The organism is Paenibacillus sp. PCH8, assembly GCF_002968835.1.
Lineage (GTDB): Bacteria > Bacillota > Bacilli > Paenibacillales > Paenibacillaceae > Paenibacillus.
Window position 1 is genome coordinate 113,777 of the sequence record NZ_PKQK01000003.1, and the last position, 12,881, is coordinate 126,657.

At 46.2% G+C, this 12,881-nt stretch carries 11 protein-coding genes and 3 pseudogenes; 9 read left to right on the forward strand and 5 right to left on the reverse strand.

The window, feature by feature from the left end:
• Positions 1–171 precede the first annotated feature (171 nt).
• Positions 172–1,086, reverse strand: coding sequence for a helix-turn-helix domain-containing protein (locus C0Q44_RS17790; protein WP_105408620.1), 915 nt, complete (start codon positions 1,084–1,086; stop codon positions 172–174).
• Positions 1,087–1,272: 186 nt separating this feature from the next.
• Here C0Q44_RS17790 and C0Q44_RS17795 point away from each other — a divergent pair, with 186 nt between their 5' ends.
• The 4 genes and pseudogenes from C0Q44_RS17795 to C0Q44_RS17810 all read left to right on the forward strand — a co-directional run bounded on the left by C0Q44_RS17795 (position 1,273) and on the right by C0Q44_RS17810 (position 7,295).
• A complete protein-coding gene (locus C0Q44_RS17795) occupies positions 1,273–2,148 on the forward strand; it encodes a fumarylacetoacetate hydrolase family protein (RefSeq protein WP_105408621.1) in 876 nt (291 codons plus the stop codon).
• A gap of 21 nt (positions 2,149–2,169) precedes the next feature.
• Positions 2,170–3,635, forward strand: a pseudogene (gucD, locus tag C0Q44_RS17800) (alpha-ketoglutaric semialdehyde dehydrogenase GucD).
• 16 nt (positions 3,636–3,651) lie between these two features.
• Entirely contained in the window at positions 3,652–5,625 is a 1,974-nt protein-coding gene (locus C0Q44_RS17805) for a YjhG/YagF family D-xylonate dehydratase (protein ID WP_105408622.1), read from the forward strand.
• 65 nt (positions 5,626–5,690) lie between these two features.
• Entirely contained in the window at positions 5,691–7,295 is a 1,605-nt protein-coding gene (locus C0Q44_RS17810; RefSeq protein WP_105408623.1) for a glycoside hydrolase family 43 protein, read from the forward strand.
• Positions 7,296–7,316: 21 nt separating this feature from the next.
• Here the strand turns inward: C0Q44_RS17810 and C0Q44_RS17815 are convergent, their stop codons facing one another.
• Positions 7,317–7,694: a hypothetical protein gene (locus tag C0Q44_RS17815; protein WP_105408624.1), complete on the reverse strand. Its 378-nt coding sequence runs from the start codon at positions 7,692–7,694 to the stop codon at positions 7,317–7,319.
• Positions 7,695–8,087: 393 nt separating this feature from the next.
• Between C0Q44_RS17815 and C0Q44_RS17820 the strand changes: the two genes are divergently transcribed.
• The 3 genes from C0Q44_RS17820 to C0Q44_RS31820 all read left to right on the forward strand — a co-directional run bounded on the left by C0Q44_RS17820 (position 8,088) and on the right by C0Q44_RS31820 (position 9,186).
• Positions 8,088–8,387, forward strand: coding sequence for an immunity 53 family protein (locus C0Q44_RS17820; RefSeq protein ID WP_105408625.1), 300 nt, complete (start codon positions 8,088–8,090; stop codon positions 8,385–8,387).
• Positions 8,388–8,469: 82 nt separating this feature from the next.
• Positions 8,470–8,856, forward strand: a complete 387-nt coding sequence (locus C0Q44_RS17825; RefSeq protein ID WP_105408626.1) for a hypothetical protein — start codon at positions 8,470–8,472, stop codon at positions 8,854–8,856.
• A gap of 111 nt (positions 8,857–8,967) precedes the next feature.
• Positions 8,968–9,186: an Imm26 family immunity protein gene (locus tag C0Q44_RS31820; protein WP_105408627.1), complete on the forward strand. Its 219-nt coding sequence runs from the start codon at positions 8,968–8,970 to the stop codon at positions 9,184–9,186.
• Positions 9,187–9,490: 304 nt separating this feature from the next.
• On the opposite strand, the gene C0Q44_RS31825 is transcribed toward C0Q44_RS31820, so the two are convergent.
• Together C0Q44_RS31825 and C0Q44_RS31830 are read right to left on the reverse strand one after the other, a co-directional pair.
• Positions 9,491–10,108, reverse strand: coding sequence for an alpha/beta hydrolase family protein (locus tag C0Q44_RS31825; RefSeq protein ID WP_374955135.1), 618 nt, complete (start codon positions 10,106–10,108; stop codon positions 9,491–9,493).
• A 70-nt stretch (positions 10,109–10,178) separates the two neighbouring features.
• Positions 10,179–10,334 (reverse strand): annotated as a pseudogene (locus tag C0Q44_RS31830) (hypothetical protein); the annotation flags it as partial.
• A 322-nt stretch (positions 10,335–10,656) separates the two neighbouring features.
• Between C0Q44_RS31830 and C0Q44_RS17840 the strand changes: the two are divergent.
• Together C0Q44_RS17840 and C0Q44_RS17845 are read left to right on the forward strand one after the other, a co-directional pair.
• Positions 10,657–11,559, forward strand: a complete 903-nt coding sequence (locus C0Q44_RS17840; RefSeq protein ID WP_105408628.1) for a LysR family transcriptional regulator — start codon at positions 10,657–10,659, stop codon at positions 11,557–11,559.
• 17 nt (positions 11,560–11,576) lie between these two features.
• Positions 11,577–11,786: pseudogene (locus tag C0Q44_RS17845) on the forward strand (SDR family NAD(P)-dependent oxidoreductase); the annotation flags it as partial.
• A 130-nt stretch (positions 11,787–11,916) separates the two neighbouring features.
• Here C0Q44_RS17845 and C0Q44_RS17850 read toward each other — a convergent pair.
• A complete protein-coding gene (locus tag C0Q44_RS17850; RefSeq protein WP_105408629.1) occupies positions 11,917–12,789 on the reverse strand; it encodes a helix-turn-helix transcriptional regulator in 873 nt (290 codons plus the stop codon).
• Positions 12,790–12,881 lie beyond the last annotated feature (92 nt).

The window sequence follows — 12,881 nt, forward strand, 5'->3', positions numbered from 1 at the left end:
AAACTGCGTAAAGCCAAAGCAGCTGCTGGTAATCCAGCGGCTGCTTATTTCATGTGGATGGACATCTGCTTTAGAAGAAGCCGCTTTTTCCCAAAAAATGATAGTGATTTCCTGGAAATGTTCGCTTGTTCTTAGAATGACAACTTTTCTCGGGGGCTCATAATGTTAACTTCAATCATCCGAATGATCGGCTGCCGCAGCCTGCTGGGAATGGGTGCGAAATTCACTCGGCGCGATGCCTGTCCACCGCTTGAACTGACGGCTGAAATGCGCATTGGTCTTATAACCCAGCATCATCGCAATATGGTCCATGTTCAGGTCTGTTTGCTTTAACAGCCGCTGGGCTTCGTTCAGAAGGGTTTCTGATAAAAACTTGCGCGGCGCTGTGCCGTATACCTGCTGAAAGATCCGATTGACCTGCGACGGGCTAATATTCAGCGACTTGGCGATGTCTTGAATCCAGGTTCGCTCATTCTCCCTAATTGCACCATGAAGATGGATATACCTTACGGAGTCCTCAATGTGCTCAGCAATCTGATGGGCAATAGCTTCTTTTCTAGATAAGGTAACGGATGCGTTCTGAGATAACTGGCCTACCAGGGAGCCGAGCAATTCGAATACAGCGGCATGAACCTTCATCTGTTTGGAGGACGATAGCGGGATGGATAAGTGCTCTGTGGCCAGATCATACAATGTAGACAGTGAAGAGGACAATCCCAGAGCCAAATTCGAATCTGCTGGATAATAAATATCCTTGCAACGATTAAGTTCTCTGCAAAAGGAGGTATCGTGTATGCTGAAATGTACGGAAAAGTACGTAAAGCCCTGCGGCCCGGCACCGGTGCAGGAATGGGTCATACCGGGGCGGATGAACAGAAGGTCCCCCACGGACTGACTGTACGACTGTCCGTTGACCACCATGTTCATCTGACCGTCCATCATCCAGTGGATTTCATACATCGAATGCTCATGGGACGGATAGGTCCAGTGGGTATCTACTTTTCTTGCGTGCAGCCCCAATAATTGAAAAGACATGCGAACATTGGGCAGACGGCCTAAATACGGAGCTTCTGAAAGCTTGGTCACAGCAACCCAACCTCCTCGTAATGTTCTGTATTCCGAAATAGAATCCATTCGTCTAGATTCATCTTAACAGAAAAAGAATGCGTGAAAAGGGTAATTCGTCGGAGTGATTAGAACATCGTCATGAACCACAGCTGATGATATGGTAGAATGATCAACCCGATTGGGGAAAAATGGGGGCAAGCTTGAATGAGAATTATTCGATTTCTGGATGGACAACAGAAGTGGCTGGCAGCAGTTACGGATGATGAAAAAGCCTATCGTTTGCCACAGGCAGATTTTATGACTTTGATCTATCAAGCGAGGGAGCAGGGCATTTCTCCTGTCCAACTCGTTGAAAGCGCTTTTAAACCATTAAACGAGCTGACCGACGATTGGACTTCGTTACATCTTGTCACTCCAGTGGAAGCACCGGAAGTATGGGCGGCGGGTGTTACGTATCAGCGGAGCCGGGAAGCGAGAAATTATGAAGCCACCGATGGAAAGCTGGATTCAAAGACCTTTTACGATAAGGTTTATGATGCAGAGAGACCAGAGATCTTTTTCAAATCCACAGCAGCCCGGACCGTCGGACCGAATGAGGCTGTCACGCTTCGCAGCGATTCCACTTGGCAGATCCCGGAGCCTGAGCTTGGATTGGTGCTTGCCGCTGATGGAAGCATTGTAGGTTACATCGCCGGTAATGACATGAGCTGCCGCGATATCGAAGGGGAAAACCCGCTGTATCTGCCACAAGCAAAAATATGGCGCAACTCCTGCTCCATTGGCCCAGCTATTCGACTAGCGGAAACGGTGCAGAATCCCTATGCGTTCAGCATCGTCTGCCAGATCTATCGCGAGGGAGAAATGGTTGTTAAGAGTGAAGCGAGTACAGGTGAATTAAACCGAAAGCTGGATGAGTTGGTCTCTTTTCTGGCAAGGGACAATGATTTGTTTGACGGTACGGTACTTCTGACAGGCACAAGCATTGTGCCACCGAATGAGTTCACGCTTGAACCAGGGGATCGGATTGAAATAACCATTAGCGATATCGGTACACTTATTAATCCTGTCATTTCAAACTAGTTTATAAGGAGGATGAAGGCAATGAACGCATTTCAGGTAGAGCAGACATACAGGAATTATATGAACGGAGAATGGGTGGAGGCTGCGTCAGGAGGTACCGAACCCAGCATAAATCCAGCGAATCGGAATGAGATCGTGGGGTATGTACCAGACTCTGGTGTAGAGGACCTTAACCGTGCTGTCGCAGCGGCCAAGGCAGCAGCGAAGGACTGGCGGAGGTTAACAGGTGCGCAGCGCGGTAACTATCTATTTCAGGCAGCGAACGTGCTGGAACGCCGGGCCGATGGGGTTGCGGAGGCCATGACAAGGGAAATGGGGAAAACACTCCCTGAAGCTAAAGGAGAGACGATGCGTGGAGTCGCTATCCTGAGGTATTACGCTGGTGAAGGAATGCGAAAAACCGGCGATGTTATTCCTTCGACGGACAGCGAAGCACTGTTGTTTACGACCCGCGTACCGCTTGGCGTTGTGGGCGTTATTGCTCCGTGGAACTTTCCTGTAGCTATTCCCATTTGGAAGACGGCCCCGGCTTTGATTTATGGCAATACGGTGGTATTAAAGCCGGCACAGGAAACTGCGGTCACTGCGGCTAAAATAATGGAATGCTTTGAGGAGGCGGGCATTCCGGCAGGTGTTCTCAATCTGGTATGCGGCAGAGGATCGGTGATCGGATCTGCACTTGCTGAGCACCCGGATGTCAATGGGATTACGTTCACAGGTTCCAATGCTGTTGGAAAGCGGGTCGGCGCAGCAGCACTGGGACGGGGGCCAAGTATCAACTTGAAATGGGCGGAAAAAACCCAATCATCATCGCAGCAGACGCTGACTTGGATTTGGCTGTTGAGGCTACCATCAGCGGCGGCTTGAAATCTACCGGCCAAAAATGTACAGCCACCAGCCGGGTCATTATTGAACGGAAAATATATGATGCGTTTAAAGAAAAACTCCTGGCGCAAATCCAGGAGATCAGGCTAGGCGACGGCATGTCTTCCGAAAGCTGGATGGGTCCATGTGCGAACGAAGGACAGCTCAAGACCGTGCTGAGTTATATTCAAAAAGGACAGGATGAAGGTGCCGTTCTGCTAGCCGGCGGAAAAAGAGCGGACGACTCAGGGCTTGAAGAGGGATTCTATGTCCAGCCAACCGTATTTGAAGGTGTCGAACCGCACATGTCCATAGCCCGAGAAGAAATCTTCGGCCCCGTGCTTGCCTTGATATCGGTAGATTCTCTAGAAGAAGCTATAGAGGTGGCCAATGACAGCGATTACGGCTTGAGTGCTTCCATTTATACACAAAATGTCGGGGCTATGCTGTCTTTCATCCGGGATATGGATGCAGGATTGGTTAGGATTAACGCGGAAACAGCCGGCGTAGAGTTGCAGGCTCCGTTCGGTGGAATGAAGATGTCAAGCTCGCATTCCAGGGAACAGGGGCAAGCGGCCATCGAGTTTTTCACGGCGATCAAAACAGTCTTTGTGAAGTCATAAACTGCGGGAGGGTCTCATGTACGAACAGATTAAGTCGATTATGGGAGAGCAGGAGTCAGACTGCTTCGATATCATAGCACACGCTCCAGGGGCAACAGGACGTCTGCCCTTAACCGATGATTTGCTGCGGAATGCTCCAAGCGGCGACTTGTTCGGCATGTCCCAGAATGTCGGAATGGGCTGGAAGCCCGGAGAACTGAACGGAAAACAGTTTCTGATATTAAGTACACAGGGCGGTATCCGCAATGAGGACGGCAGTCCAGCAGCTCTCGGTTACCATACGGGCCACTGGGAGGTCGGCCTGCTGATGAAAGCTGCCGCAGAAGAAATATCAAGCCGCGGAGGTATCCCGTTTGCCGGATATGTCAGCGACCCTTGTGATGGCAGAACACAGGGAACAACCGGCATGTTCGACTCGCTCCCGTACCGGAACGATGCCGCTTTGGTGTTTCGCAGGCTGATTCGCTCACTGCCGACGCGTAAAGGCGTAATCGGCGTCGCAACGTGTGATAAAGGTCTTCCGGCGATGATGCTCGCGCTTGCGGGCATGCCACAACTTCCGGGAGTGATCGTTCCGGGTGGCGTCACACTTCCACCTATCGATGGAGAGGACGCTGGTAAAATTCAGACCATCGGCGCACGGTACGTCAGCGGAGAACTCTCTTTGGAAATGGCGTCGGAGTTAGGATGCCGGGCTTGCGCTACACCGGGAGGAGGTTGCCAGTTCCTGGGTACTGCGGCAACAGCCCAGGTCGTAGCTGAGGCCATGGGCATGACGGTACCGCATGCTGCCCTTGCACCTTCCGGGCAGCCCATCTGGATCGAGATGGCGCGCCAATCCTCACGCGCACTGATTAACATGGAGTCCCAGGGAATGAAGATGGCGGACATTGTCACAGATGCGTCGATTCGCAATGCCATGACGGTTCATGCCGCGTTCGGCGGATCTACCAATCTGCTTCTTCACATACCGGCCATTGCCCATGCAGCTGGTTTGACTGTACCCACAGTACAGGACTGGATACAGGTCAACAAGAATGTTCCGAGACTGGTTAGTGCCCTGCCGAACGGACCGATCTTCTATCCGACCATTCGGGTTTTTCAGGCCGGAGGTGTGCCCGAAGTCATGCTGCACCTTAGGCAGCTTGGCCTGTTAGATGAGTCTGTGCCTACAGTAACAGGTGCGTCCTTGGGCCAAGTACTTGATTGGTGGGAATCGTCGGAACGCCGTCATCTCATGCGGAAGCAATTGAAAGAGAAGGACGGGATTGATCCGGACAGTGTCATCATGAGTGTAGAGCATTCCCAGCGTCTTGGGATTTCCTCGACCGTGACATTTCCAACCGGGAATATCGCTCCGGAAGGCTCCGTAATCAAATCCACATCCATCGACCCCGCTGTGCTCGATGAGTATGGCGTGTATCGTCATCGAGGGAAGGCAAAGGTGTTCACAACCGAGCGGGAGGCGATCCGTGCGATTAAAACAGGCGGTATTCTGGCCGGCGACGTTGTTGTACTTCTCGGACGTGGGCCCTCGGGGACCGGAATGGAGGAAACGTATCAGCTTACGTCTGCGCTCAAGCATTTGTCTTTTGGCAAGTATGTCTCGCTCATCACGGATGCCCGGTTCTCTGGTGTTTCTACTGGAGCGTGTATTGGCCATGTTGGCCCCGAAGCGCTGGCTGGTGGGCCGATCGGCAAGCTCCGCAATGGTGACTGGATTGACATCGTCGTGGATCGTAACACGCTGGAGGGCAGCATTAACTTTATCGGAGAAGGGGAGATGGAGGTTTCCCCGGAAGAAGGAGCTCTTATCCTGGCACAAAGGTCCTTTCATCCAGATATGCGGCCTGATGAAGATCTACCGGATGATACCAAGCTGTGGGCTGCGCTGCAATCGGTTAGCGGTGGAACATGGAGAGGAAATGTGTACGATGTAGAGCGCATCATAACTGCCCTGGAAGCCGGCAAAAAAGCGCTAGGCTGGTAATGAAATCAACCTTTTTTGTACATGTTTTTGTACATATCATCACTTTCATACCGGAGGTTTCTTACATGAATATGATCACAAACCCCATTCTTCCCGGTTTTCATCCCGATCCGTCCATATGCAGGGCGGGGGAAGATTATTATATCACTACTTCCACCTTTGAATGGTTCCCGGGTGTACGGATTCACCATTCCCGAGATCTGGTTCATTGGCGCGCGATAGCTTCGCCCCTGACCCGCATCACACAGCTGAATATGGAAGGAAACATTAACTCCGGGGGCGTATGGGCTCCCTGCCTCAGCTACGACAACGGCTTGTTTCACCTCATCTACACCGATGTTAAAAGCCGGGTAGGCGCTTTTAAAGATACCCACAATTACCTTGTGACAGCAACGGATATTGAAGGCCCTTGGTCCGATCCGGTGTATCTGAATAGCAGCGGTTTTGACCCTTCCTTATTTCATGATGAAGATGGACGTAAGTGGCTGGTCAATATGATATGGGATCACCGTAAGGACAAAAACCGGTTTGCAGGCATCGTTCTCCAGGAATATTCGGTCCGTGAACAAAAGATGGTTGGACCTGTTGTTAACCTTTTTAAGGGAACCCCATTAGGACTGACGGAAGCGCCGCATCTGTATAAGCACAAGGACTATTATTACTTAATAACGGCTGAAGGGGGAACTGGTTATGAGCATGCGGTTACGGTAGCACGTTCCCGTACGTTGCAAGGTCCTTATGAGGTCGATCCTGCCAATCCGATCCTCACTTCATACGGCAGGCCGGATTTAAGTCTGCAAAAGGCCGGTCACGGTAGTCTCGTCGAAACGCACACCGGCGAGTTGTACATGGCTCATCTGGTCGGCCGACCAGTCAATCAAAAGTTTTGCATACTTGGGCGTGAGACCGCTCTTCAGCAATGTACTTGGAACGAAGACGGGTGGCTGCGGCTAGCAAGCGGTGACCGGTATCCCGAGGTTCAGGTGCCTGCACCAAAGATCACGGCACATCCATTTCAACCAGCAGCGGAAATGAATCACTTTGATCAATTCGAGCTTCGGAATGATTGGAATACACTTCGGATACCACCCGATCCGACTTGGCTCAGCCTAACGGAACGTCCCGGTTACTTGCGTTTGCGCGGAATGGAGTCCATGAGTTCAACGCACAGGCAAAGTATGGTTGCCCAGAGACTGCAAGCTTTTGAATGTGAAGCCGAAACTTGTCTGGAATTTGCGCCGGATCATCCGCAGCAAATGGCAGGACTGATTCTGTACTACGATACCAAAGACTACCTCTATTTACGGGTAACTCATCATGAAGAGAAAGGGCTGTGCCTGGGAATTATTCAGTCCAGGTACGGAATATACGACGAACTGCTGGAGGATATCCCGTTAAAATCAGTGAACAGAATTCGGTTAAAGGTTGTGGTCAATCATGATCGTGCCTGCTTTTATTATGCGTTATCTAATGATCAATCCTGGTATCGGGTAGGCGGATGGATTGATATTACACATCTGTCAGACGAATCTCCCGAATATGTCCGGTTTACGGGAACCTATATCGGTCTTTGTGTGCAGGATCTAGGCGGGACGCGGAAGCAGGCTGATTTTGATTACTTTGTATATAACGAAACAAAACATGAAGCGGGTGCTTTGGACACCATATAAAAGTCTCAACAGCCTTAGCATCTATTTGAATGAATTTCGGGAGGGTAATGAGAGGAGAGGTCGGTCGGATTTAACCGCACGAGATTTAACTCCGAACTCTTGAAACCAAAATGATAAAAAGTCCTTACGTTCGCTTGAAACGTTAAGGTCTTTTTGTCGTTTGGCAATAGAAAAAGAAGCTTCCTGGTCTTGTGCTAGTTCTATAAAATCCTCAAGATTACCATTCTCCAAATCTTCCTTACTTATATTTTGAAGAACAAGAAATTTGTACTTTTCATTTTCATCTGTTTTAAATACTACAGTACCCTCGTAAACTGGATAAGGTTCTTTTTCTACCTTGTTAGAACAGCCAGGAAGTATCACCATACTGTTGAAGATAAACAGCATTATTGCTTTCATAACATCCTCCCATGATTTGAAATAACGTTTTTCCCTTGCTTTTAAGTATACCTTACATTAAAAAAGCAAATTATTACTATAGGTAATCCAAACGAAAAAGTATTGGTTAAGACGAAGGAGTTAGAAAAACCGGAAAAATACAAAACGTAAGATGAGGCTTGGCCACCTCCTGCATGTATAATTGATCAACGGACAGGAGATTATTCGATATATTACAAGGGAGAGATTGAACGTCCTGAGCCCAAAGAATGCCAGGGATAAGAAATTGCAGCTGTGTGGGAAGCTCCACATATTGTGGATAGGATAATGGGAGAACAGCACACACATGGCATAAGGATTCCTTTAAGTAATAAGTTACTATAGTAGAAAAAACCAAAAAAAGAGGTCATTACGATGGATACCTTTAAATGGATTCAAAGCTGGTATTATGAGAACTGTGACGGTGATTGGGAACATTCATACGGTGTGAGAATTGATACTGTGGATAATCCTGGTTGGTCTGTCGAAATCGACTTGACGGATACATATCTAGAAGATGTGCCATTTGATTTGGTTGAAGAAGAAAGAAATGAGAAAGATTGGTACTACTGTATCGTGAGAGATGGAGTGTTTCACGGTGCAGGGGGAGCAACAAATTTAGATGAGATACTTGATTGCTTTAAAAATTGGGCTTCGGGTTTGAATAGGAGTTAATTGTGCACTGAATGAGGATGAGGCCTTGATTGGCTAAATGTCTTTTAGTTTTTCTATAATAAACCATGGAGAGGATCAGCTGATGTATCTAAAAGAATTTGAATTGGATTTACCGTATATTGTAGATGATAAAAATATTGAATCTATAATGAAAAAGCAAAAATGTGAGTACAACGAAGCAACGAAATTAGATTATGAGTTAAATTGTAGATGGAAAAGACGCTCTTTTAGTATGGAAACTCGCTGTATTACAGCGATGTATGAACGTCTATTTGGGAAATACAAAACGAAAGATTGTTGGAAAGTCCTAATAGAATGTGTTGAAAACATTTCGGATAAAAGGATTGTTAACGATTCTGGTGTGTGTTCGGTGCCAATCCAATTTAATTTGAATGAATTTAGTAAAAAAAATGATTTGGAGAAAAAAAAGATTACGCTTCGACTGCTAATAACTTACATGGGTATCTGATTTTGAAGTTGCTTTGATTAATAAAAAAGGCACTGAAAAGTATCCTGCAACCCTGGGACACTAACTAAGAAGGCTGCATCAAATAATAAGAAATAGTAAGGGATAATAATAATGAAAAAAAGAGTTTCGGTGAAGATAGGAGATGTCTTTTCAATAAGACTTAATCAGGATCGATATTGTTATGGACAAGTTGTTTCTAAAGGAAGAATATCAGATTGTTTGATTGTATTTGATATGGTATCGACGGAACACCCAACAGTAAGTGAAATCACTTCTAAACCAATCATTTTCTTTAATACAGACTGTACACTCCAGGTACCTGGAATGTGATTGGTAATGCTCCAATACCAAACGTGACATTTCCGTTATACAAAGTGGAAACTGAAGAAAGTATAATACGGGACTGATACTGATAGTGAAAACACGATTACCATTAATGAGGAGTTTCAAAATGAAATGAATACAACCGAAGATTTTAAAGTAGTTACCAATTCAAGGGAAGCAACAAAAAAAGTTAAATGAATGCTCAAAGAGTCTCTATTGCTATATTAGAGACTCTTTTTTATATGATCATACGTTGATAAGTTTAGGCAAGTATGCACAGACTTCTATACAATTTGTTTGTAATCAAAGGTTATGGTTTATTTGTCATTTGCGTTGCATGAAGCCCCAACAAGTGTTTTAGATTGTGATCAATACAATGATTATCGGCACTATTAATTCCACGACCAGCAAAATGACCCCAGATCGATTGTATCGGTTTAAACATGGCATTAGGAATGAGCTTAGCTTCATATTCATTGTCATCCGCTGTACAGAAGAGATCCGTGCTCCCCGGCATGATGCAGGCGAGAGCTTTAATACTCTTCAGCGCCTTATCAAAATCTCCGTTATAGGAAGGATTGGCACTAATATCTGCGTGCTGACCTGTCCATAACATTGCCAAGACATTATGCGGGTCCATATTCATAAAGCTACTTTCCCATACACCAGCCACAAAATCTTCCAAAGTTTCAAATCCCATCTCACGATACAACTCTCCTCTATAAAATGCGTGCGATAGTCCCCAACCTGCATAGACTCGGCCAACAGCGCGCATATCTTCAGAAGTCAGTTGGTCTAGTTTGCTACCAACCACAGACAGTAGTGGAGCTTTGACACCGTCCATAACTACAGATGTGTGAGGCCAAGTCTTGGAAATTCCCGCAAACGGTGCAATTCGTTCTACCATCTCCGGATAACTCGCCCCCATTGAAATGCCTGAATGCCCCCATGGACCAACCAACTACGAGAGCTATTTTTTGAATCCCGAACTTCTCAGTCACCAGTCGATGCTGTAATCTAACGTTGTCATAGATCGTTACCTGCGGAAAATGAGCACGATGGAACGGGGGAGGTGTGTTTGTGGGAGATGAAGATAAGCCATTGCCCAGTAGATTGGGAATGATAATAAAATATTTTTCCGGATCCAGTGCCATTCCCTCACCGATCAACCACTCATTCTGAACATGCTGGTCACCAAGCGCAGTTGGATAGACAATGACATTGTCTTTCTGTTTATTTAATTTCCCATAAGTCTTGTAAGCAAGAAAAGCATTGGGTAAGGTAACTTCCGATTGCAATTACATCACCTAAATTAAAAATTTCATAATCCATCGTATAATCGCTCCCTTCAAATGAAATCACCCACGTTAAGTGTGAGACTTCTTGTGCTTAGTATAGAGCTGTGGTACTTTTAAAAAAAGTGAACAGAATTCATACTAGTCATCAATAATATTGAAAGTGAAAAGAGGAGCAAAGGTGGAATTACGTCAACTAAATACGTTTCGTACAGTTGCTTCAACATTGAATTTCACTCGTGCTGCGGAGGTTCTGAATTACGTTCCCTCCAATGTCACGATGCAAATTAAAGCATTGGAAGATGAGCTTGATGTTCGTCTCTTTGATCGTTTAGGTAAACATCTCGCGCTTACATCTGCGGGTAAACGTTTTTTAACTTATGTCCAGGAAGTTCTGGACAAGCTGGACGAAGCTCGCAGCGACGTTCATGACAATGAAAATCTAACCGGTACCTTGACGATAAGTGCCAATGAGGTGGTGTGTGCCTATAGACTTCCAACTGTCTTTCAACGGTTCCGTTCGCAGCACCCGGGAGTTCGTCTGATCTTCCGTTCTGTTCCAAATCAGGAGCTCAAGCAAAGACTATTTGAGGGAACTGCAGATATCGTCTATATGCTGGATGAACCCATTCGCTCAACTGGACTTTCCGTGGAGACATTGTTGGAAGAGAACTTCCGTTTGTTCGCTGCTCCAGAACATCGACTTGCCAAAGAGACCGAACTACAGCTGGAAGATTTCCACGGAGAAGTGTTCCTGACAAATGAAAAGGGCTGCCCCTATCGAACTATGTTTGACCGTTCATTTGAGAGAGAGGGCATTGACAGCATTACCTATTTAGAGTTTCAAAGTGCTGAAGCCATTAAGCAATGTGCAATTTCAGGTATCGGTATTGCCTTTCTTCCTGATTTTGTCACGGAAGCCGAAGTTGAACGGGGAGAACTTGTTGTCCTGCCATGGCAAGTTCCGGATTTGCATGTATACACACAGATGTTGTGGCATAAAGACAAGTGGCTATCACCGATTATATTATCTTTTATAGAAACAACAAGGGAAGTTTATAGAGACGATGAACGCATTAAATAGGTCCAGAACTGATCATGCATATTCGGGTGAATTCCCTTTGCCCAGGCTTCATCGACACACCAATTATCCCGGAAGAGAGCAAGCAAGCACTCTCTGCAGCAACACCGATGAAACGCCTGGGTCAGGCAGACGAAATGGCGAAAGCTGTTCTGTTCCTGGCAAGCGACGATTCTTCATACATGACAGGAAATAGCCTGATCGTAGACGGAGGATACACCGCTCAATAATTGCAGCAATTGTCGAAGCACAAGAAAGAACATAGTCCCATTAAAAGTCGCTAATCTAGCGGCTTTTTTTTCATTTTCACGGCACAAGAGCAGTTCCTGAGCCATGACAACTGGTAAATAGCGAGTTTGGTTATTCATAATAGATGGCCTCATAAGGAAACTCTAACTTATTCATGCGATATTCTTTGGGCGACATGGACATATATTGCCGAAAAACTTTACCGAAATAGCTGGGACTGTCAAAGCCGCATTGTTGACCAATAAGAGAAATCGGAAGTTCCGTCGTGCGGAGTAGTCGGATTGCAACTTCAATGCGTCTGTCTTTGAGATAGGCTAGTGGTGAGGTCTTCTCTGATTTCTGAAATAACCTGCATAAATAATGTTTATTAATATCGCAGTGGCTGGCTAGCAGATCCAGCGTCAACGGGGCTGCATAATTCTCTCGGATGAACTTCTTACATTTCTCAATCGTAGTGATGGAAAGGGCACCGATATCCCTCTCCGCATCCCGACTCGTCTGCACCAGGATAAGCAACCACCGATAAACTTGCAAGGATAGGCGATACTTGTCCGTAACTTTCTCTTGATGTATCAAATGAATAATTTGCCATAACTCTTGAATCAAGGAAGAATCCGCGTTTCGTCGAATGACATGGCCCTCATTATCATGGATCATATCCCAAATTCGGTTCGCTTCATCCCCGCGAATGTTAATCCATATAAATTCCCACGGTTCGTTATTCTCTTGCTTATAGTAATAGCAATGATCTCCGGAAATTTTAACGAGTAGTGCATGTCCCTTCGGCAAAGGAATCGTTTGATCTTCAATATCCAGATAGCCCTGACCATTAAGCGTGTATTGAAAAACAACATGCCCCGGGTCCGGTCTATTATCACTAGGACAACGGTATTCCTCGCTTGAAACAATCTGCCATCCAATAGAGTCCAGTGTCATGATTGATGTATCGTCATTACGAAAAGCATAAGAGACCGTATGAACCATACTTTCATCTCCTGCCTAAAAAAGTCAATTATATTATATAATACGTCACATTTTTTAGATTGTCTGTCTTTTTTTAGACCTGTAAGATAAAT